The following is an 18,816-nucleotide window of genomic DNA, read 5'->3' on the forward strand; positions in this document are numbered from 1 at the left end:
ATGCCGCACAGTTGCGGCCCCTCATGTTCAAGGGGTTAGAACGGCTTCGGCAGTCGGCAGTTCCATGGATTGTTCCATCGGTGCCATGCGCATTTCCGAAAGCCAGACCATCAGGTCGGTCGCACTGCGTTCGGGTGCTTCTTCCATCGGGATGTGCCCGATGCCGTCATAGGCCACCAGTGTCGCATCGGGCAGGTGATCCATGTACCAGCCCGCGGCCTCGAACGGGATCAGGGCATCTTCCTTGCCCCACATCACCATCGTGGGAACCCGGATGCCCGATATCTCCTCCTCGTCGAAGCTGCTGCGCGGGGTGGAGAAGCGCTTGCGCGTGGCCGATCGATTGCCCGGATAGCGCGCCATTTCCCAATAGCGGTCGACCGCCTCGTCGGTGACGATGTCCTGGTTGCTCACGCTTTGCGACAGGCTCTTCTCCACCAGCGAACGCGGCAGGAGCTGGCTCATGATGTCGCCGACCACCGGCCATCCGGCGAGCGTGAAGGCAATGTTGCCGCCACCTTCGCGCCGGATCGGGGCCCCGGCTGCATCGACGAGCACCAGTGCATCGAGGCGTCCGGGGTTTTCGATCGCGTAACCGGCAGCGATCCAGCCGCCCATCGAATTGCCGGCAAGCGTGAAGGTGCGAATGCCCAAGGCATCGGCAACGGCATCGACGTCTGCCGTGAAGCCTTCGAGCGAATAATCGTCATCGCTGGCGGGGCCGGTCAGGCCGTGGCCGCGCTGATCGTAGCGCACGATGCGGTAATCATCGCGCAAAAGCTCTGCCCATTCCTGCCAGGTATGCAGGTCGGCATTCGATCCATGCAGAAGCATGATGACCGGCGCATCGCGCGGTCCCTCGTCGCGGACGTGGACTTCGCGGCCATCGGCAAGCTCGACGAATTGCGATGGCTCGCCTGCGTATTTGGCGCGCATTTCTGCAGGGTCGGTATCGGGCACGCGGAATGCAAAGAAGGCGATGACGAGCACCGCAGCCAGAATACCCAGAATTCGCCAGACCCATTTCATCGCCCGTCTCCCGCAAAGCGTTTCCAACAGGATGGAACACATGGAACACGGTTCAAAGCGAAAAAATCCACGCCCGCTCCTGAAGCCACAAATGCGCGCGGCTCAGCCAATTTGCGAGGATAAGGAAAGGTCATGGGCCCGAGGTAGCAAGCCCTGCGCACTGTAGGAAAGTCAGCGCGGCTCCATGTCCGCTATCCACTTGCGCACCGCCTCGACACCTTCTTTGTCGACAGTAGCCTTGCCCAGTTCGGGCATGGCCACGCCGGGCTCGTTCACAATCATGCGATGCAGAAGGATCGAGGCGTCAGGATCACCCGGCACGACATCGAACAACAGGTCCCCGGCCCCGCGTCCGGCGGCGGTCGGCCGCTTCATGATGCCGAGCGCCCTCGGGTCATCCTGTTCCCAGCGCAGGTCGAGGCCGCTGTTCGAAGCGGTCGCACCGGGGCGATGGCAATGCGCGCAATTAACGTCGAGATAGGCGCGCGCCGCATCCCCCAGGCTGGCCTTCCCGCGATGCTCCCACACGGGCAGCCGGTCGGCGCCCTCCGGCATCCGGTCGATGTGCCCTGCCGCGACCATCTGTTCGAGCCAGTCACCCGACAGGTTTCGCGCCTTGGGGCCGATCGGCACGACCTCACCATCGAGGCCGTGGCATTCCTTGCACTGGTTCTTGTTGGGCACGCGGTAGCTGATGTCCTCGCCGCGCGGCGTCGTCAGGTCGATGCGCGCTCCTGCGACGGCTAGTCGCGCATCGGTCTGTTCATCGTTCCAGAGATAGGGCAGCGCAAGCCACCCGTCCGCGCGGTGCAGCAGCACGCGCGTTTCGATCAGTCGCCGGCCCTCGCCCTCGCCGAAAGCGAAGGTCTTGATCAGCGCGCTGCCGACCGGAAGGTCAAGCAGTCCCTCGCCGCTGGCGACAATCTGCGAGCCAGCAGGGCGGTAGATAAACCTCAGCTTCTCCGCTCCGTCCGAGTAGAGCGGGGTATTCAACCTGTAGGAGTAGACATGCGGAACCGGTTCCTGCGCCGCTGCGTCGGCGAAGAAGCCATAGGCGGACAGCAGCCTCGGCAGGCCGCCTTCCGTGATTGCCGCATCATTCACATATTGCTCGGGCGGCGGTGTCGCGCGGGCGATCACCGTCCCGGCAAGTAGGAGGCTTGCAGCCAGAAGGGAGGCGGTCCCGAGCTTCATCGGGTAAGCCGCGCCTCCAGCTCTGCCGGTGCGCCGATGCCTGCACGGTCGAACTCGGCGTCCGGTGCGGGTGCAGCGAGCGGCGCAGGTTGCGCGGCGCCGAGACCCTTGCCCTGTTCGGTCAGGTTGAGCGACCAGCCGGGCGCTTCGCCGGTTACATAAAGGCTACCGAGACCGTCCCACATCACCGGAGGCAGTTCGCCACCGAATGCCGCCTTAAGCATTTCTCCGCCTTCCAGCTGCGGATCGTAGCCGCCGCCGTCGAAGGTGTTCTCGCCCACGACCACGCCGCGCGGCAGCGGGTTGTAGCGTTCGTCGTCATAGGGCTGGACATAGGCGATCACCATGACCGGCGCGGTCGGATTGCCCGAGAGGATATTGTTTTCGATCAGGACGTCCTCGTTCGCCATCACCATGATGCCCGTACCGCGGCGCACGCCCGCCACGATATTGCCCGGAGGCGCGAAATTGGGAGTGTCGTTGGCGACGACGAGGTTGTTCGCCACGATCACGTTGCCCCCGCCCATCACGGGCAGATCGGGCAGGTCGAATACCAGGATACCGCCGGTGTTACGGGTGGCGATATTGTGCTCGACCAGCGCGTTTCGGCTGTTCTCGATCTCGATGCCTGCGACATTCGCCTCGGCAATGGAGTTGCGCACGGTAATGCGGTCTGACTGGCCAACATAGATACCCGCATCGCTCGCCCCCGTCACCTTCACCCCGTCGACCAGCACGCCGGTGCTTTCGACCGGATAGATCGCATAGGCCCCGTTTTCCGGATGCGGTCCGCGCGTCCAGGTGACGCGGATGCGGTAGTAGACGATATTGTCTGCGCCCTTGGACTTGATCCCGTCGCCCTTGGGGTTTTCCATCGCGAAATCGCGCAGGGTGACATTGTCGGATGTGACCAGCAGTCCCTCGCCCGCGCCTGCCTGCGTGGTGAAGTCGAGCACGGTGCCGTCCATGCCCGCGCCGCGCACCGTTACACCATCGACATCGAGGCTGAGGCCATCGGTCAGTTCGTATCGACCCGCCGCCAGCACGATCTCGTCACCCGGCTCGGCCAGGATCAGCGCTTCCTGCAGGCGCTCTTGCGCGCCCTCACCCGGCTCGATCGAATGGATTTCGGCCAGCGCCGGTGCGGCGCTGGCAAGCAGCATGGCGGTAATCGCGGTACGGATCATGTGTCTCTCCCTCTCGGAAAAGCATGATGCCTCAGCGCCCTGCGATTGCAAGGGGCTGGTCTCAGCGTGACGCTGCTTGCGCTTTCGCCAGCCCTTCAAGAGAAATCTTTCGTCCTGGTGCAAAGGCAAGCGATTTGCGGAAAGCGTCAGCAGCTTCATCTGTGCGCCCCAAAGCCATCAATGCACTGCCGAGTAGTTCGTAGCTCGGCATGGCCATCGGCGGGGGCCCGAAGACTTCGGGCAGTGCGACTTCTGCTTCGGCCGCTTGCTCGAGCATTGCCAGCCCATCGTCCCTTCGTCCCGCGGCAATCTCGAGAAGCGCTTCGCCCTGCGCGATCTGACGCGTCATCCAGGGGACGGCGTAGGTGTTGAGCGGGTCTTCGACGGCAAGGACGCTTTCGATTTCTGCTGCCAGCTGGCGCATTTCTCCAAGCGCATCGCGGATGGGTGCCTCGTCACCAATACCCGCGAGCAAACGGGCGGTGGCGAATTCGAAGCGGGCGAGAAGGAAACCGTCCCCTTCGACCTCCAACGGGGCCGGCCAATCGCCCGTAGCCGCGCCATTCCAGAGCGCGATCGAGGAGTAGCTCGAAGTCTCGCCGAAGCCGAGACGCTTGTCGGATCCCCTCGCGATGGCAGCTTGCGCCTGCGCCCGGCAGCCGTCGACGATTTCGCTCGCATCCTTGCCCTGCTGGAGGAGCGCATAGGCGAGCCACTCGTTGTAATGGCCGCAGAACGTCGGCTCGCGACCCATGGCGATCCGCTGGCGGTCGACCACCGCGTCAGCATTGATGTTGGCCGCCTCGGAAGCCTCCCAATCGCCCAGCGCGTGGAAGATATGGCTGACCATGTGCTGGGCATGCCCTGCGTCGGGCGCCACTAGCGCATAGCGCTCCGCTGCGCGCTCACCCAGCGGTGCGTGAACTGGATCGTCATATGAGTGAATGAGGTAATGCAGGATGCCGGGATGGCGCTCATGCGTCATGAAACCGGGCTCGAGCACGGCTGCGGCCTGCATGTAGATCGGAACCTGACGCCCGCCATGCGAGGTGCCGAGGATGGCGAGCCCGGTGAAGGCACGCGCGTCGATGTCGGACGGATCGGCCTCGTGCAGCAGGCGCATCCTGGCGAGGTATTTGTGATCGCGCTCTTCCTTTGTGCCTTCGCCGTAAAGTGCCTCGATCGCGTCGAGCCACATGGCTTCGCGCTCATTTGCAGCCTTGGCGCGGCGCTCTGCAGGTGTCGCGCCCAGGTCGGCAAGCACCTTGAGCGCACCTTCGCGATCCTGACTCTCCCAAAGTGGGTGATTGTAGGTCATCGCCCCGCCCCAATAGGCCATGACGAAGTCCGGGTCGGCAAGACGAGCCTGTTCGAATGCCTCGGCGGCGCGCCCGTATTCGAAATTGTGCAGCAGGGCCAAGCCGCGCAGGAAATGCTCGGAAGCGGCTTCGTCGCCCGAATGCTCCATCACCATATATTCTGCGCCGACGCGATCCTGCGCCAGCAGCGGCGCCCCTTGGAGCGCCAGCGTAAGCCCTGCGGCAAAAAGCAGTTTCATCATCATGCATCCCCCGTGTCGCGCTGCGCCACTCGAAAGCGCAGTCTGCGCTTCGCCGGGGGAAATGCAAGGGGGTGGTATCAGCCCGCGGAGAAGGCGCAGATCGCGGCGGACGAACCGACCACCTCGATGATCTCGGCATCCTCAACCGTGCGGAGCCGTTCGAGGAATTCGACCGTGCTGGTGGGCAGGCCCGCTTCCTTCTCGCGCACGCGCATGCGTTCGAGCTCGCGTAGCTGGCCGATCGTCAGGCGTTCGGACAGGCGCGTGCCCATGCAGGCGGCGACCGGCTGCGGCACGCCGCGTTCGACAAGCGCGCTCTCGATGCGCGCCGCCGTGACTCTCTCGAAGCCGCCGAAATAGCCCCACAATCCAATGCCGACGAGCGCCAGCACCACGAGGATGATCACAGTTTTGCGCATGGGGTCAGTCGAGCGCCTTCACGATTTCCTCGACCATCTTCTTGGCATCGGACAGCAGCATCATGGTCTGGTCCATGTAGAAGACGTCGTTGTCGACACCCGCGTAGCCGACACCGCCCATCGATCGCTTGATGAAGAAGACCTGCTTGGCCTTGTCCACGTCGAACACGGGCATGCCGTAAATGGGCGACGATTTATCGGTCTTGGCAGCCGGGTTCACCACATCGTTAGCGCCGATGATGAAGGCGACGTCGGCCTGTGCGAATTCGCTGTTGATGTCTTCCAGCTCGAACACGTTCTCGTAAGGCACGCTGGCCTCGGCGAGCAGCACGTTCATATGGCCGGGCATGCGGCCTGCGACGGGATGAATGGCGTATTTCACCTCCACACCCTTCTCCTCGAGCAGGTCCGCCATTTCGCGCAGCGCATGCTGCGCCTGCGCCACCGCCATGCCGTAGCCCGGGATGATGATGACCTTTTCCGCCTGTTCGAGCATGAAGGCCGCATCGGCGGCGCTGCCCTGTTTGTAGGGGCGCTGCTCCTTCGCCTCGCCGCCGCCCGCGCCGCTGTCATCCGCGCCGAAGCCGCCCGCGATCACGCTGATGAAGCTGCGGTTCATCGCGCGGCACATGATGTAGCTGAGGATCGCGCCCGAAGAGCCCACCAGCGCGCCGGTGATGATCATCGCCGTATTGCCGAGCGTGAAGCCCATCGCCGCCGCGGCCCAACCCGAATAGCTGTTCAGCATCGAGACCACGACCGGCATGTCCGCCCCGCCGATAGGGATAATCAGCAGGAAGCCGATCAGAAACGCGAGAACCGTCAGCGCAACGATCAGCGGCATGGTCTCCGTGGGACCAGCCATGGCGAAAAGCGCGGTGAGGACAATGATCGCTGCGAGCGTGCCGAGATTGATCACATGGCGCGCGGGCAGCAGAATCGGCGAACCGCTCATGCGTCCCGAAAGCTTGGCAAAGGCGATGACCGAACCGGAGAAAGTGATCGCACCGATGGCGATACCGAGGCCCATCTCGACCTTGGAAACAGCGCCGATACCGCCGTCGACCAGCAGGCCGAACGCGCCCGGATTGAGATAGGCCGCCCAGCCCACCAACACGGCGGCAAGGCCGACGAGCGAGTGGAAGGCCGCGACCAGCTCGGGCATGGCGGTCATGGCGATACGGCGAGCGATGGTGATGCCGATGACCGCGCCTATGGCGATGGCAATCAGGATTTCGAGACTGGAAGCCCAGTCGATCGCCGTTTCATAGCAGAAACTCAGGTCGGCTGGTCCCGAGACATCATCGCAGCCAGCCGTTTGCGTCGGGCGGTGTACGATCAGAGTTGTCGCCACCGCGATCAGCATGCCGATCATGCCGAAGCGATTACCCGTCCGGCTCGTGGCGGGAGAGGACAGGCCGCGCAGCGCGAGGATGAAGAACACACCCGAGACGAGATAGGCGAGCGCAACCCACGGGTTCACCGCTTCGCCTGTCGCGGCATGGGCAGGAGCGGCCAGCACCGCAAAGGGCGCAGCAAGGAGAAGGCGACGCATCACTTCTTCTCCTTCTTCTTGTACATGGCGAGCATTCTCGCCGTCACTGCAAACCCACCGAAGATGTTCACGCTGGCAAGCACGATGCCGAGCAGCCCCAGCCACTTGGCCGCAGGCACACTAGCCGCCGCCGCCGCAATCAGCGCGCCGACGATGATCACGGAGGAAATCGCATTGGTCACCGCCATCAGCGGCGTGTGCAGCGCAGGCGTGACCGACCAAACCACGTAATAGCCGACGAAACACGCCAGCACGAAGATCGACAGGATCGAAATGAAGTCCATTCTCAGTAGCTCCTCGACCTGATCAACAGCTGGAAATCGCGGGTCTCGTTCAACTGGCTCACGTCCGCAAATTGCTTGGCATAGCCATCGACGCGATAGGTCACACCCAACATTGTGAAAGTGCCGGGAAACGCATCCTTCTTGATGGCCGTCCCGCCGGCGAGGCAACCGCTTGAATCGAATTTCTCGGCCAGAGCGCAGGCGCTGAATACGACCGTGTTCTGGTTGGTATCGTTGAGGAAGTAGACCCCGAAATCGCCAAGTCCGCGAATTGTCGCCGGGTCGATGGCTTCGTAGGCGACCGGCTCAATCGGCAGGAACTCGCGGCGCTTGAACCCGAAAAAGTTGGTCCGGTTGCGCGCGAAGCGTTCGAAGCGTCCATCGTGATCGAAGTCGGCAAAGCACCCTATCCGCTGGCGCTTCAGGCCCTCGACGACTTCGGGAAAACCTTCCTTTGCGATATCGACGTTCATCTGGAGACAGGAGATATTGTCCGGCCCGACACTGCCCAGCAGCTTCGAACCAGCCGGGACAATGCGCTTGCCCTTGTGAACCAGCACGTTCTCACTCAGCCGGAATGCTTTCGTGGCTGAGGCGGAAAAGGTCGTGATCGGCGACCATTTCGGAACCTGGATGGATTCACGCGCAGGCTCTTTGCTGGCCAGGCGAAATTCGGTCACCATCAGGACTTCGTCGCCGGCACCGGCGCTCACCCGGTCCTGCGGAAAAATCGCCAGCGATCCGATCGCGGCGAATACGGCTGCGGTGACTACCCCTCCCCTGCGGATCACGCCTGAAGCCTCTCGTTCACAATCTTGCCGCCCTGCGTGAGGCGGACGGCATCGCCGATTTCCTCGTCGAGGACGGGCTTGCCCGTCTCAGTATCCCAGAAGGCGGACAGGAAATTGTAGAGGTTGCGCGCGAACAGCGCCGAGGCGTCCGCGGCGAGATGGGCCGAAGTGTTTGAAAAGCCGATGATCTTCACACCATGCTTAACGACGGTCTCATCCGGCTTCGAGCCCTCGACATTGCCGCCATGGGCGACCGCGAGGTCGAAGATCACGCTGCCCGGTTTCATGGTCGCGATCTGCGCGTCCGAGATCAGGCGCGGTGCAGGCCGGCCCGGAATGAGCGCGGTGGTGATGACGATATCCTGCTTGGCGATGTGCGAGCTCACCAGTTCGGCCTGCGCCTTCTGGTATTCCTCGCTCATTTCGGTGGCATAGCCGCCCGAACCTTCACCCTCGATACCCTCGACGCTTTCGACGAAGACGGGCTTCGCGCCGAGCGACATGATCTGCTCTTTCGTGGCCGAGCGCACGTCGGTCGCGCTGACCTGCGCACCGAGCCGCTTGGCGGTCGCGATCGCCTGGAGGCCTGCAACACCCACGCCCATGACGAAGCACTTGGCCGCCTGCACCGTGCCGGCAGCGGTCATCATCATCGGGAACGCGCGGCCATACTCATCCGCGCTGGAAATAACGGCCTTGTAACCGGCAAGGTTCGACTGGCTGGAGAGTACGTCCATGCTCTGCGCGCGGGTGATGCGCGGCATGAACTCCATGCTCAACGCCTCGAAACCGCCCTTGGCATAGGCTTCGACCAGATCGCCATTGCGGAAAGGATCGAAAGTCGCCGCGACCCATGCGCCCGGTTTCGCACCGGCCAGCGTCATGACGTCGGGCGCCTGTACGCTGAGAACGATGTCGGCGCCTTCTACGGCCTTGGGACCGGTGACGACTTCGGCACCGGCCCCCCTATAGGCTTCGTCGGGAATCGAGGCGGTCAGCCCCGCGCCTTCCTCGACTGCGACCGTGGCACCCAATGCGGCGAATTTCTTCGCCGTTTCAGGTGTCAGCGCGACCCGGGTTTCCCCGGGGGCGCGCTCCTTGAGCACCGCGATCCGCATGCGCGGGCCGCTCAGTTCGAAATCAGGACGACGACTACGGCCGTGATGATCGCCAGCAGGGGCACCGCCCACTTAAGCATGTCGATGAAGGAAGCGTAGGTTTTCTCGTGCGCTTTCTTGTCGTTTGCGGATTCCATCGGATCTAACCCTCTTTGTTCGTGTAGTTGCGGCAGGGTTTATCGCGCACTTCGCCTGGCGACAAGTGCGGCGCCTTTGCGATGCACGACAAGACGCGGCGACAGCCTTAATCCGCCCTTTACCCCTTTCAGGTACACCAATGCCGACGGAACGCGTGCAATTTCGCAGCGCGGCCTAGGGCGAGAACGATTATGGCGACCGAAGAAACTCGTGTCCTGCTGCTGATCGACGACGAACCGGCGCAAAGCCGGATCGTATCGACGCTGGCTGCGCGCGAGGGATGGCGTTCGCTGACGGTGGAAAGCTGCGAGGCCGCGCTCGAGGCGCTTGCAGGTCCCGAAGGCCACGAGATCGACGCCGTCCTGCTCGACCAGCGCGTGGCAGGCGATGCGGCCTGCGACTTCATTCGCGGCATCAAGGCGGAACGTGCGGAAATCGCCGTTCTCATGCTTACCGCCAGCACGTCGCCCCTGCTTGCAGTGGAAGCGATGCGCGCCGGGGCGCTCGATTACCTGATCAAGCCGGTTGCGCCCGAACGCCTGCTCAGCGCGCTGCGCACTGCTTCGCGTGTGCAGACGCCGCGCGACGAGCTTCAGCCGCTGGCCGAAAAGCTGCCCTCGGTCCTCGAATTCGATGCCATGGTCGGCACAGATACCCATTTCCGCACCGCGCTTGCCAAGGCTGCGACGGCCGCACGCGGGCATGGCCACGTGCTGGTCGAAGGCGAAAGCGGGACCGGCAAGGAAATGCTGCTGCGCGCAATCCAGCATGCCTCGACGCGCTCGAAAGCGCCGGTGCAGCTGGTCAATTGCGCAGGCGTTGCCATGCAGACGCTGGAATCGCTGCTCTTCGGCCACGAGAAAGGTGCCTTCGCGGGCGCCTTCAACCGGCAGGAAGGCTATTTTCAGCAGTGCGACGGCGGGACCATCCTGCTCGACGAGATCGACCAGGTCGATCCTGTCATTCAGGACCGGCTGGCCGACATTCTCGACACAGGCATCGTGCGCCCGACTGGTGCCGCACACGGGTTCAAGATCGACATCCGCGTCCTTGCCGCAAGCGACATGCCGCTCGCGAACGAAGTCGAGGAAGGCCGGTTCTCGAAGGCTCTCTACCAGCAGATCTCGGATACGCGCATCGTCCTGCCGCCGCTGCGCGAACGGGCTGGCGATATCCCTGCCCTGACACGCTATTTCCTGTCCAAGATCGGCGAGCTCGAAGGTTTCTCGCATCATTCGATCGCCGACAGCGGACTGTCGCTGCTCGAAGCCTTCGATTGGCCGGGCAATGTCCGCCAGCTGCAGACCGTGCTGTTCCGCGCCTGCGTGCACGAACAGCGCGAGGCGCTCACTGCGCACAGCTTCCCGCACCTTTCGGAGCTGCTCGGCGATGCCGACCGCGGCGAAAGCCGGGCGCGCGGGCTTGGCGTTCTGCTCTATCAGAATGACGGTAATTTGCGCCCGCTCGAAGAGATCGAGGCCGACATCATCCGTCTCGCCATCGGGCATTACCAGGGCAAGATGACCGAAGTCGCGCGCCGACTCGGCATCGGGCGCTCGACGCTTTATCGCAAGCTTTCGGACCTAGGGATCGATAACGCAGCCTGACATGGTTTCCTTCTTTTCCAGACTCGGTTTCCGGCTCGGCTTCATTGCTGCGCTGTCCCTCACAATCTTCACGGTCGGCAAGATCGCCAATGTCGTGAGCCCGCCCGATGCGGTGGCAAACGAACAGATCCCGCTCGCGACGGGCGGGCTGGCAGCACCGCTCCGCGATCCGACAATGGCGCGCGCCCTTGCACAACTTCGCAACTCGGGGAGCCTTGGCAGCGGCCCCTTCCCCGGTGCGAAACTCACCTTCTCCTCGCCGAGCGGTCCGGTAACGCTGACGCCCGACGATCTCACCCTGCTCAACGCACGCTACCGCGAAATGCGCCGCGAAACCGCCGAAGCAGGAGGCGAATACGCCCAGCTGCGCGAAGAACTGCGCCGCGAGCAGATGGCCGCCGATGGCTGGGGCGAAAGTAGCTTCTGACCCCGCGTCGCTGGACAAACGGATGGGGCCGAACTAACCGCGCCTTCTCAATCGGGAGTACCTCAGGTGAACTAAGGCCACCGCTGCGGCGGATATGATAGACAAGCGGAGTTATGCGCTCCGATCTGCCTCACCTGATTATTCCGAAAGATTTCCTATGCAAAAACTGAACGACACGCTCTGCGTGGTGACCGGCGGTGCCCGCGGCATCGGCAAGGCCGTTTGCGCGGCATTCATCGATGAAGGTGCCGAGGTCGTGCTGACCGATATCGACGAGGACGAAGGCAAGAGAGCGGCCGAAGAGCTTGGCTGCACCTTCCACCGCCTCGACGTGGCGAACGAAGCCGACTGGGATGCCTTCGCTTCGGCCTATCCGGCGATCGACGTGCTTGTGAACAACGCCGGCATCACCGGCTTCGAGGACGGGCCTGCCCCGCACGACCCAGAGAATGCCAGCCTCGAGGAATGGCACCGCGTCCATGCGGTGAACACAGACGGGTGCTTTCTCGGCTGCCGCTATGCCCTGCGCGCCATGAAGGCGAAGGGGACGGGTTCGATCATCAACATGTCCAGCCGCTCCGGCCTTGTCGGCATCCCGGGTGCTGCAGCCTATGCGGCGAGCAAGGCGGCGATGCGCAATCATTCCAAGTCGGTGGCGCTCTATGCCGCGCAGAACGGCTGGGCCATCCGCTGCAATTCGATCCATCCGGCCGCGATCCTGACCGACATCTGGGAGCCGATGCTTGGCGACGGGCCGGACCGCGACGCCAAGATGGCCGCGCTGGTGGCGGACACGCCGCTCAAGCGGTTCGGCACGGTGGAGGAGGTCGCCGCGCTTTGCGTCTACCTCGCGTCGCCCGAGAGCGGCTACATGACCGGCGCCGAACTCACGCTAGACGGTGGCCTTCTGGCTGGCAGCGCGGCCTCGCCCGGCTCCTAACCCGGCAAGTCCCCGAAATCGGTCAGCGCCGCATCGCGAAGCCCGCGCCAGACATTGCGGGCCTGCACGGTTTCGGGGACATCGTGGACGCGGAGCAGCTGCACGCCTGCGTCCATCGCCCGCATGGCGAGCGCGATACTGCCGCCGAGGCGCTGGTCCGCACCCTCTTCCTTGCTCAGCGCGCCGATCATCCGCTTCCGGCTCATGCCGAGTAGCAGCGGGTGGCCGAGCGCGTGGAACAGCGGCAACGCGTTCACCAGCGCGAGATTGTCGGCGAGGCTCTTGCCGAAACCGATGCCCGGATCGAGCACGATGCGGCTCGCGTCGATCCCCGCCTCCAGCGCCTGGTCGCGGCGGCCTCTAAGCTCGTCGAAGACGTCGAACACGACATTGGAATAGTCGCCGCCTTCGTGAAGGTCGTCGCCCTCGCCCGGCGCATGCATCAGCACCACGGGGCATCCGTGCGAAGCCACCACTTCAGGGCTGCCCGGATCGTAGGTCAGGCCGGACACGTCGTTCACGAGCGTCGCGCCCGCATCGAGCGCGGCTTCCATCACCGCCGCCTTTCGCGTGTCGATGCTGACTGCGGCGCCCATGCCCGCACACATCTCGACTGCAGGGACGACCCGCTCGATCTCGTCGCCTTCCCACACCGGCTTAGCACCGGGGCGCGTGCTTTCGCCGCCGATATCGATGATCGAGGCACCCGCCTCCACCATGCTGGCAGCCTGCTCGCGCTGCACCTCGGGCTTGTCCATGAACTCCCCGCCGTCGGAGAAGCTGTCGGGCGTCACGTTGAGGATGCCCATCACCTGCGGCTGGTCGAGCCGGACAGTGCGCGCGCCCAGTTCAAGCGGCGGGTGCGCGAGCGTTAGGTTCGCCCACTGACTTTCAGCATCGGAGGCGACCGTATCGGGCAAGTGCCCCATCACCTCGGCAATCGTATCGGGCGCGGCCAGCCAGCGTTCGGCGACCTGGCCGTCACGGCGCAGGATCACGGCAAAGCGGCTGGCATAGACCATCCCGCCGGCCAGCCGGATGGCGTTCCCGTGTTCGGATTGCGGACCGGGCACGAGGCCGATGGGGCGGATGTAGACGCGATCAGTCATGGTTGGACAGTCCTAGCAGCCACCTCACAGGATGGAACAGTTTGAACTAGGACTTGCGGGACAAATTTTCCCGCTGGCTGCCCAGACGAGTGCATCGATCTCGGATCAATCGGCCGGAAGGCTGATGTCGCACTCGACCCCATGATCTGCGAAGCGCAGCTCCACATGACCCTTGGAGCCGATCGCATCGCTGATCAGCTTCGATCCGAAGCCCGCATCCGCGGCAGGGCGGACAGGAGGCCCTCCGGTTTCGCGCCACTGGATGTTCATCTGATCACCTTCGCGATCGATGCGGACCGCAACGCGCCCATCTTCTTCGGACAGCGCGCCGTATTTGAGCGCATTGGTCGTCAATTCGTGGAATACGAGCGCGAGCCCCTGACCGACGGCGCCGGTTAACGGGCTCTCGTCGATAATTTCTATGCTCACGCGCTCTTCCAGATTGGGGAAGGCCGCGAATTCGCCCTCGAGAATGGCGCTGGGCGCCAGCGTCTCGGAAGCATCGCTTACCAGCAGCCGATGACTTCGGGAAAGAGCTTCGACCCGGCCTTCCAGCGCTTTGGCAAAACTACCGATATCCTGGGCCTTGCGAGAGGAGAGGCGAACGATTGATCTGATTACCGCAAGCATGTTGCGCACGCGATGGTTCAATTCATCCGTCAGCAGCGTGAGCCTGTCCTCATTCCGCTTGGTATCGGTGATATCGATGACATGTCCGATGAGCTTGGTCACCTTACCGTCTTCCGCGATCAGCGGCCGCCCCGCCGCGCTTATCCAGCGCTTGTCGCCGCGCGCCGTGCGGATAGCGCATTCGAAAGACCACACTCCCCCTGCTTGGATCGCAGCCTGTTGCCGATCGTGGACCCATTGCCGCTGTTCGGGGACAATGTGTTCGATGAATTTGTCATACGTCCACTCTTCGAGCGGTTCGTCGAAACCGAAAATCGTGTCATGATGGCTGTTGCGCGACGCGTGTCCGCTCGCAATATCCAGCTCCCAGATACCGATATGCGCGGTTTCCAAGATAAGGCGCAGATGGTCCGCGCTCAGCTCTTCGAAAGGCTTCAGGTCTGGCATGTGAGTACAGCGTCTATCATAGCTGGCACCCTTGTCACATCAATTCGCTTCTCAGCGTCAGTCTTCTACCGCCAGCAGATACAGCTGACGCGCAGCGTCGATGGGTTTTACATCACCATCCACCTCGTAGTGCCAGAAGGTCCAGCCATTGCAGCTCGGGGCGCCCTGAAGTTCCTTGCCGAGGCCGTGGATGCTGCCGGTCTGCTTCTCGTGTGCCAGCGAGCCATCGGCACGCACCGTTGCTACCCAGCGCCGCTTCTTGTCGAACACCTTGGTGCCCGGCTTGATGAAGCCGCCTTCGACCAGTGCGCCGAATGCCACCTTGGGGGCGCTGCGGCCGGCTTGCATGGTGGTGAGCGCGCTTTCGTCGAGCGGGAGTTCCTTCTCGATGCGCTTGAGCGCGGCATTGCGATAGACGCCCTCGCGCTCGCAGCCGATCCACTGGCGGCCGAGGCGTTTGGCGACCGCGCCGGTGGTGCCGGTGCCGAAGAACGGATCGAGCACGACGTCGCCCTTCTCCGTGGTGGAGAGCAGCACGCGGTAGAGCAGGCTTTCGGGCTTCTGCGTCGGGTGGACCTTGTGACCGCCCTCTTTCAGGCGTTCCGCGCCGTTGCAGATCGGCAGGACCCAGTCGCTGCGCATCTGGAGCTCGTCGTTCAGCGTCTTCATCGCGCGGTAGTTGAAGTGGTACTTCGCCTTCTCGCCCTGGGAACACCACAGCAGCGTCTCATGCGCGTTGGTGAAGCGGGTGCCGCGGAAATTCGGCATGGGGTTGGACTTGCGCCACACGATGTCGTTGAGGATCCAGAAGCCCAGGTCCTGCAGGATCGCGCCGACGCGGTAGATATTGTGGTAGCTGCCGATCACCCACAGCGCGCCGTCGGGCTTCAGGATACGCTTGGCCTCGATCAGCCAGTCGCGAGTGAAATCGTCATATGCCTTGAAGGTGTCGAACTTGTCCCAGTCGTCGGTCACCGCATCGACATGGCTGCCGTCGGGCCGGTTGAGATCGCCGCCGAGCTGGAGGTTATACGGCGGATCGGCAAAGACGAGATCGATGCTGCCGCTGGGGATCGAACGCATGGCTTCCACGCAGTCGCCATCGAGGATCTGCCCCAGGGGCAGTTCCACCGACATCTGCTTCGGTTTCGCCTTCGCAGCCGGTTTGGCGCGCGTCTTCGTGGTCTCCAGGACCGCCATGTGTATTCCCCTGTCCGTAGTTATCCACAGGGTGAGTCCAAAGGGACTCCCAGTCAAGACAGTTGTTTAGCGCACATCTCTAAAGATGGTGTTAACCATAGGAGAACGAAACGAGTCCCCCACCAGATGTTGAGTCCGGCGCATATTCGCAGACTCCAGATCGTGGGGTGTGACCTCAAAGACTCGCTTGCGACAAACCCTTGTTCGAAAGGTCCTTGGGGATGTGCAGCACGAAACATGCGCCGCCGGTGGAGGTGTCACGTACCTCCAGATAGCCGTCGTGCAAATGCGCGATACGCTGGCAAACCGTCAGTCCGAGACCAAGTCCCTCTGCGTCGCCTTCGCGGAAGAACTGGTTGAATATCTGTTCCTTGCGATCGTCCGGGATGCCCTGCCCGTTATCCGACACGAAGAATACGTGGTTCTCTCCATCGTCTTCGTAATGGATGGTCACGCGGGGCTTTTCGACTTTCGCGTGTTTGATCGCGTTCTCGATCAGGTTCTGGAACAGCTGGCGTAAAAGGTTGGGTTCGACCACCGAAACCGGCATACGTGCTACGTTGAGCGTGAGGCCCGCGGCCTCGATCGCGGAGGAAAGATTGAACCGGACCTCTTCCATCAGCAGGTTGATGTCATGTTTGGCAAAATCGAGGTCCCGCGCTTCAGCTGCGGCCGCATTCAGCATCGAGCCGATATATCCGCTTAGCCCCATCGTGCTGTCCTGGATCGATTCCAGCACGGCGACCGAACGCTCGCTCAGCGAGTTGTTCTTGTCACGCTTGATGATGTTGAGGCCTGCCATGAGGCTGGCCATCGGGTTCTTCAAATCATGCGCAATGGAGTGCGAATAGACCTTGAGCTGCGCATTGAGGCGAACCAGCCGCTTCTCGCGCGAGGAGAGCGTGGAAATGTCGGTAGCAATGGCGACAAGCAACCTTTCGCCGTCCGGTTTCTGGATCGAAAATTTGCGGGTCAGGAGCGTTCGTTTCTGGCCCTTCCAGTCGATGATTTCCTCGACAATTTCGCTGTTTCCCTGCTCCATCGCGCGGCGATCTTCCGCCAGGAAGAGCTTGGCCTCTTCTTCCGAGAAGCTCTCAACCGTCGTCGAGCCGATGATGTGGTCACGGGCTTCAGGTGCGTAGAGCTCGCGAAACGCCCGGTTCGCATAAACCAGCCGACTTTCCTCGTCCTTCACGAAAACAAGGTTGGGATCGTAGTCGAGAATGAATTCGAACAGGCTCTCGCCGTCGAATGGGAGTGGCCCGTCATGGTCTTTGTAATGCGAACCCGGCACGATTTTTCCCTCCCTGCAGAGAAGGCGACAAGACCGAACCTTCTATCCAGCGACGCCTCTTATAATGTCATTTCCTTTCTTGTAAAACCACCGACTAAACAAACAGTTCGCATTGACTGACCGGCGCAAAACTGCGGCGGTGCAAGGGGGTCGGACCGTGGACGCGCAGGGCCTCCATATGAGCCTTCGAACCGTAGCCCTTGTTGCTCTCCCAACCATAATGCGGGTGCGCCTTGGCTGCTTCCACCATGATGCGGTCGCGGTATTCCTTGGCGAGGATGGAGGCAGCGGAAATGCAGGCTTCCTTTCCGTCACCCCCCACTATTGCGCGGGCTGGCCAGCGCCATTCCTCGCGCCGTCCGTGCGGGGTCATGTTGCCGTCGATCAGCACCTCCCGCGGCTCTTCGCCCAGCGCCTCGACGCATCGCTGCGTCGCCAGTGTCATCGCGAGCATGGTCGCGCCGAAGATGTTGAGCCGGTCGATTTCCTCCGGCTCCACCATCGCCAGGCCCCACGCGCAGCGACGCTGGATTTGCGGCTCCAGCTTGGAACGCTTCGCAGCAGAGAGCTTTTTGGAATCATCGAGGCCGCCGGGGCACGGTTTGCACAGCACCACCGCGGCAGCCACCACGGGACCGGCCAGCGGTCCGCGCCCTGCCTCATCGACCCCGATGACAAGGGGTGCGTCGCCAAGACCATTTTCGGGAGTAGAAGAAAACATGAAGCGCCTATCGATCCTCAGCCTGACCCTATCGCCGATCGTGCTGCTCGCAAGCTGCGGCAGCGGGTATTCCACCGGCAGCGACACGGGCGAGGCCGCCTCGACCCCTGCCCCGGTCGAGCCGACCGAGACGGCATTCGAGATCACCGAGCGCGGGACCTTTAACCAGCCCTGGGCCTCGGCCTTCGTTCCCGGCACCGACATGCTGGTCATCACCGAAAAGCCCGGCACGATGAAGTTTCTCGACACCGCCAGCGGGCGGCTCGGCACGATTACCGGCGTGCCCATGGTCGATTATGGCGGACAGGGCGGTCTTGGCGAAGTCGCCTTCCTCGAAAGCGAGGCCGGCTCCGATCCGTCGAACCGCACCATCTACCTTAGCTGGGCCGAAGCAGGTGACGGAGACACGCGCGGCGCGGTCGTCGGCCGCGGCGAACTTGTCTGCGAACAGACAGACGAATGCAGCATCGAAGGCATGGAAGTGATCTGGCGCCAGGCGCCAAAGGTCACCGGGCGCGGCCATTATTCGCACCGCATCGCCTTCAGTCCGGACGAGCGATACATGTTCGTCGCCAGCGGCGACCGGCAGAAGCAGGACCCGGCACAGGACCGCTCGAACACGCTGGGCACGATCGTCCGGCTCAATCTCGACGGCACGGCGGCGGCCGGAAATCCCTATGGCGACGAGATCTGGTCTTGGGGTCACCGCAACATCCTCGGTATGGATTTCGACAGCGAAGGACGGCTGTGGGAAGTCGAGCATGGTCCGGCAGGCGGTGACGAGCTCAACCTCGTCACGCGGGGCGCCAATTACGGCTGGCCCGCGCGGTCCTATGGCGACAATTACAACGGAACGCCGATCCCCGATCATACCGCCGACGATGGGTTCACCAAGCCCGTCATCACCTGGACCCCGGTCATCGCGCCGGGCAACATGATCTTCTATGATGGCGACCTGTTCCCCAACTGGAAAGGCGATGCGGTGATCTCCGCGCTGAAGCCCAAGGAACTGGTTCGCATCAGCTTCGACGGCGAGAATGCGACAGAGGTCGGCCGCTATTCGATGGACAACCGTATCCGCTCGGTGATCGAAGGTCCGGACGGCGCACTGTGGGTTCTGGAAGACGGTGAAGGCGGGCGCTTGCTCGAACTCCGCCCCGGCTAA

The 18,816-nt window shown here is 62.9% G+C and carries 19 protein-coding genes; 4 read left to right on the forward strand and 15 right to left on the reverse strand.

The features are described from left to right. Positions 1-27 precede the first annotated feature (27 nt). From K3165_RS04735 to K3165_RS04780, 10 genes are all read right to left on the reverse strand, one after another. Positions 28-1,029, reverse strand: a complete 1,002-nt coding sequence (locus tag K3165_RS04735) for an alpha/beta fold hydrolase (protein ID WP_221547647.1) — start codon at positions 1,027-1,029, stop codon at positions 28-30. A 171-nt stretch (positions 1,030-1,200) separates the two neighbouring features. Next, complete coding sequence (locus K3165_RS04740; RefSeq protein WP_221547648.1) at positions 1,201-2,223, reverse strand: SO2930 family diheme c-type cytochrome; 1,023 nt, start codon at positions 2,221-2,223, stop codon at positions 1,201-1,203. Next, positions 2,220-3,410, reverse strand: a complete 1,191-nt coding sequence (locus K3165_RS04745) for a parallel beta-helix domain-containing protein (protein WP_221547649.1) — start codon at positions 3,408-3,410, stop codon at positions 2,220-2,222. Before K3165_RS04745 ends, K3165_RS04740 begins: the two co-directional genes overlap by 4 nt. Before the next feature lie 61 nt (positions 3,411-3,471). Next, positions 3,472-4,971, reverse strand: a complete 1,500-nt coding sequence (locus K3165_RS04750) for a tetratricopeptide repeat protein (RefSeq protein WP_221547650.1) — start codon at positions 4,969-4,971, stop codon at positions 3,472-3,474. 77 nt (positions 4,972-5,048) lie between these two features. Further along, entirely contained in the window at positions 5,049-5,390 is a 342-nt protein-coding gene (locus tag K3165_RS04755) for a hypothetical protein (RefSeq protein WP_221547651.1), read from the reverse strand. A gap of 4 nt (positions 5,391-5,394) precedes the next feature. Continuing rightward, positions 5,395-6,945: an NAD(P)(+) transhydrogenase (Re/Si-specific) subunit beta gene (locus K3165_RS04760; RefSeq protein ID WP_247713882.1), complete on the reverse strand. Its 1,551-nt coding sequence runs from the start codon at positions 6,943-6,945 to the stop codon at positions 5,395-5,397. Beyond that, the gene (locus K3165_RS04765) at positions 6,945-7,229 is read right to left on the reverse strand and encodes a proton-translocating transhydrogenase family protein (protein WP_221547652.1); all 285 of its coding nucleotides are present in this window, start codon (positions 7,227-7,229) and stop codon (positions 6,945-6,947) included. The genes K3165_RS04760 and K3165_RS04765 overlap by 1 nt, the downstream gene beginning before the upstream one ends. Before the next feature lie 2 nt (positions 7,230-7,231). Further along, a complete protein-coding gene (locus tag K3165_RS04770) occupies positions 7,232-8,020 on the reverse strand; it encodes a hypothetical protein (protein ID WP_221547653.1) in 789 nt (262 codons plus the stop codon). Continuing rightward, positions 8,017-9,138, reverse strand: coding sequence for an NAD(P) transhydrogenase subunit alpha (locus tag K3165_RS04775; protein ID WP_221547654.1), 1,122 nt, complete (start codon positions 9,136-9,138; stop codon positions 8,017-8,019). The genes K3165_RS04770 and K3165_RS04775 overlap by 4 nt, the downstream gene beginning before the upstream one ends. A gap of 11 nt (positions 9,139-9,149) precedes the next feature. Then, the gene (locus tag K3165_RS04780; RefSeq protein ID WP_221431707.1) at positions 9,150-9,275 is read right to left on the reverse strand and encodes an aa3-type cytochrome c oxidase subunit IV; all 126 of its coding nucleotides are present in this window, start codon (positions 9,273-9,275) and stop codon (positions 9,150-9,152) included. 192 nt (positions 9,276-9,467) lie between these two features. On the opposite strand from K3165_RS04780, the gene K3165_RS04785 reads away from it, so the two are divergent. From K3165_RS04785 to K3165_RS04795, 3 genes are all read left to right on the forward strand, one after another. Beyond that, positions 9,468-10,883 (forward strand): sigma-54-dependent transcriptional regulator, encoded by a 1,416-nt coding sequence (locus K3165_RS04785; protein ID WP_221547655.1) that lies wholly within the window; start codon positions 9,468-9,470, stop codon positions 10,881-10,883. A 1-nt stretch (position 10,884) separates the two neighbouring features. Continuing rightward, positions 10,885-11,310 carry a hypothetical protein gene (locus tag K3165_RS04790; protein WP_221547656.1) on the forward strand — a complete coding sequence of 142 codons (426 nt, stop codon included), beginning with the start codon at positions 10,885-10,887 and terminating at the stop codon, positions 11,308-11,310. Between the two features lie 157 nt (positions 11,311-11,467). Then, on the forward strand, positions 11,468-12,250 hold the full coding sequence (locus K3165_RS04795; protein ID WP_221547657.1) for an SDR family oxidoreductase: 783 nt from the start codon (positions 11,468-11,470) through the stop codon (positions 12,248-12,250). Here K3165_RS04795 and folP read toward each other — a convergent pair. The 5 genes from folP to K3165_RS04820 form a co-directional block, all read right to left on the reverse strand. Then, positions 12,247-13,359, reverse strand: coding sequence for a dihydropteroate synthase (gene folP / locus K3165_RS04800; protein ID WP_221547658.1), 1,113 nt, complete (start codon positions 13,357-13,359; stop codon positions 12,247-12,249). The genes K3165_RS04795 and folP overlap by 4 nt on opposite strands. 105 nt (positions 13,360-13,464) lie before the next feature. Continuing rightward, the gene (locus K3165_RS04805) at positions 13,465-14,436 is read right to left on the reverse strand and encodes a sensor histidine kinase (RefSeq protein WP_221547659.1); all 972 of its coding nucleotides are present in this window, start codon (positions 14,434-14,436) and stop codon (positions 13,465-13,467) included. 57 nt (positions 14,437-14,493) lie between these two features. Continuing rightward, complete coding sequence (locus K3165_RS04810; RefSeq protein WP_282098654.1) at positions 14,494-15,636, reverse strand: site-specific DNA-methyltransferase; 1,143 nt, start codon at positions 15,634-15,636, stop codon at positions 14,494-14,496. 175 nt (positions 15,637-15,811) lie between these two features. Further along, entirely contained in the window at positions 15,812-16,930 is a 1,119-nt protein-coding gene (locus K3165_RS04815; RefSeq protein ID WP_221547660.1) for a sensor histidine kinase, read from the reverse strand. A 94-nt stretch (positions 16,931-17,024) separates the two neighbouring features. Continuing rightward, positions 17,025-17,651 carry a ribonuclease HII gene (locus K3165_RS04820; RefSeq protein ID WP_221547661.1) on the reverse strand — a complete coding sequence of 209 codons (627 nt, stop codon included), beginning with the start codon at positions 17,649-17,651 and terminating at the stop codon, positions 17,025-17,027. Between K3165_RS04820 and K3165_RS04825 the strand changes: the two genes are divergently transcribed. Further along, entirely contained in the window at positions 17,650-18,816 is a 1,167-nt protein-coding gene (locus K3165_RS04825; protein WP_221547662.1) for a PQQ-dependent sugar dehydrogenase, read from the forward strand. The genes K3165_RS04820 and K3165_RS04825 overlap by 2 nt on opposite strands.

Source organism: Qipengyuania xiamenensis, from assembly GCF_019711495.1.
GTDB classification, from domain to species: domain Bacteria; phylum Pseudomonadota; class Alphaproteobacteria; order Sphingomonadales; family Sphingomonadaceae; genus Qipengyuania; species Qipengyuania xiamenensis.

What these genes read in the sequence shown, in the direction of transcription:
- K3165_RS04735 (WP_221547647.1), bottom strand. Translation starts at nt 1,029, where the DNA reads ATGAAATGGGTCTGGCGAATTCTGGGTATTCTGGCTGCGGTGCTCGTC.
- K3165_RS04740 (WP_221547648.1), bottom strand. Translation starts at nt 2,223, where the DNA reads ATGAAGCTCGGGACCGCCTCCCTTCTGGCTGCAAGCCTCCTACTTGCC.
- K3165_RS04745 (WP_221547649.1), bottom strand. Translation starts at nt 3,410, where the DNA reads ATGATCCGTACCGCGATTACCGCCATGCTGCTTGCCAGCGCCGCACCG.
- K3165_RS04750 (WP_221547650.1), bottom strand. Translation starts at nt 4,971, where the DNA reads ATGATGAAACTGCTTTTTGCCGCAGGGCTTACGCTGGCGCTCCAAGGG.
- K3165_RS04755 (WP_221547651.1), bottom strand. Translation starts at nt 5,390, where the DNA reads ATGCGCAAAACTGTGATCATCCTCGTGGTGCTGGCGCTCGTCGGCATT.
- K3165_RS04760 (WP_247713882.1), bottom strand. Translation starts at nt 6,945, where the DNA reads ATGCGTCGCCTTCTCCTTGCTGCGCCCTTTGCGGTGCTGGCCGCTCCT.
- K3165_RS04765 (WP_221547652.1), bottom strand. Translation starts at nt 7,229, where the DNA reads ATGGACTTCATTTCGATCCTGTCGATCTTCGTGCTGGCGTGTTTCGTC.
- K3165_RS04775 (WP_221547654.1), bottom strand. Translation starts at nt 9,138, where the DNA reads ATGCGGATCGCGGTGCTCAAGGAGCGCGCCCCCGGGGAAACCCGGGTC.
- K3165_RS04780 (WP_221431707.1), bottom strand. Translation starts at nt 9,275, where the DNA reads ATGGAATCCGCAAACGACAAGAAAGCGCACGAGAAAACCTACGCTTCC.
- K3165_RS04785 (WP_221547655.1), top strand. Translation starts at nt 9,468, where the DNA reads ATGGCGACCGAAGAAACTCGTGTCCTGCTGCTGATCGACGACGAACCG.
- K3165_RS04790 (WP_221547656.1), top strand. Translation starts at nt 10,885, where the DNA reads ATGGTTTCCTTCTTTTCCAGACTCGGTTTCCGGCTCGGCTTCATTGCT.
- K3165_RS04795 (WP_221547657.1), top strand. Translation starts at nt 11,468, where the DNA reads ATGCAAAAACTGAACGACACGCTCTGCGTGGTGACCGGCGGTGCCCGC.
- folP (WP_221547658.1), bottom strand. Translation starts at nt 13,359, where the DNA reads ATGACTGATCGCGTCTACATCCGCCCCATCGGCCTCGTGCCCGGTCCG.
- K3165_RS04805 (WP_221547659.1), bottom strand. Translation starts at nt 14,436, where the DNA reads ATGCCAGACCTGAAGCCTTTCGAAGAGCTGAGCGCGGACCATCTGCGC.
- K3165_RS04810 (WP_282098654.1), bottom strand. Translation starts at nt 15,636, where the DNA reads ATGGCGGTCCTGGAGACCACGAAGACGCGCGCCAAACCGGCTGCGAAG.
- K3165_RS04825 (WP_221547662.1), top strand. Translation starts at nt 17,650, where the DNA reads ATGAAGCGCCTATCGATCCTCAGCCTGACCCTATCGCCGATCGTGCTG.
- K3165_RS04820 (WP_221547661.1), bottom strand. Translation starts at nt 17,651, where the DNA reads ATGTTTTCTTCTACTCCCGAAAATGGTCTTGGCGACGCACCCCTTGTC.